Raw genomic sequence first — 865 nt, 5'->3', positions numbered from 1 at the left:
CACCCGCACCCTGATGCAGCTGCGGGTGGCCGGCAGCCCCGCCCCGCCGTACGACCTCGACCGGCTGCGCGACCGGCTGCCCGGCGCGTACGCGGCCAGCCAACGCCCCCCGATCGTGCCGCAACCGGCGTACGACCCCAGCTTCGGCACCGTCACCGCCGGCCCGACCCGGGTACCGGTGCACGCCACCGGGGTCGAGTTCACCCCGCCCGGTGGCCCCACGCCGGTGACCCTCCCGCTGGAGGTCAAGGCCGTGCGGCCGGTCTTCGAACCCGGCCACGGCCGGCTCACCGGCCGCCTCGGCGTCGGGCACCCGCAGGCCGGGCCACTGGCCGAGGCGACCCTGCCGCTCGGCCCGACCGACCCGGCGACCGAGGTGCTGCACGTCTCCGACCCGGCCGTCGCGGTCGGCACGCCCGGCGACGGCAGCCAGCTGTGGCGGGTGCGCGGAACGGGCCGGCAGAGCCACCCGGTGCGGTTCGACGGGCTGGAGGTGCAGGTGGTCAGCCGGGTCGGCCGCGACGGCACGATCCGACCGCCGCATCCGGGCGAGCTGGGCTGGAAACAGATCGTCCGGGTCGATCCGGGCGAGGACGTGGTGCTCGCCCTACGGCCGGAGGCACCGCCACTGCCGTTCAAGATCGGCGACAGCGTACGGCTGCTCGACCCGACCCGGCCGGCCGGCGTCCGGACCGGAACCACCTCGATCAGCCCGCTCGACGGCCGTCCCGCGTCGGTGGTCAACCAACTGGTCAACCTGGGCTGGGAGTACCGCTGGTCGAGCGGCGCGGGCGGGCACCGCGACCAAGGCATGAGCCGACCACTGGTGGTACGCGTCTCCCCCCGGGCGCCCACCGGGCTGACC

At 76.2% G+C, this 865-nt stretch carries 1 protein-coding gene; it reads left to right on the top strand.

Going from position 1 to position 865, the window contains the following annotated elements; all coding sequences use genetic code 11:
- On the top strand, window positions 1-865 hold an 865-nt coding region (locus tag C1I95_RS34185; protein WP_499878002.1), incomplete at both ends, for a cupredoxin domain-containing protein.

The sequence above is a fragment of the Micromonospora craterilacus genome (assembly GCF_003236315.1).
Classification (GTDB): Bacteria; Actinomycetota; Actinomycetes; order Mycobacteriales; family Micromonosporaceae; genus Micromonospora; species Micromonospora craterilacus.
Note: the sequence above shows the minus strand (reverse complement) of the source record. Positions and strands in the feature narration are given on the sequence as shown.